Below are 229 nucleotides of genomic sequence, written 5' to 3' on the forward strand. Positions count from 1 at the left end.
CTTGTTGCCCGCGCCCTTGATGAAGTCACCCTCCCAGTGGCCCGGCATGACGCGGTCCTCGACCTCGGGCGGGCGCACATGGATGCTGACCATCTCCGGAATCTGCCCGCGTCGATCAACCCCGCGCTTGCGTGGCATGCGTGTGCTGCGGCCATGGCGCAGGCAGGCGATGAGCTGGCGGCGCAACTCGCCCCTGGGCTGCGCGTAAATGGCCGTGTAGATCGTTTCG

1 pseudogene is annotated in these 229 nt (G+C 67.2%); it reads right to left on the reverse strand.

Annotated elements, in window-relative coordinates:
- A pseudogene (locus tag ACYP5B_RS20225) lies at positions 1-229 on the reverse strand (IS30 family transposase); the annotation flags it as partial.

The sequence above is a fragment of the Cupriavidus sp. 8B genome (genome assembly GCF_054589115.1).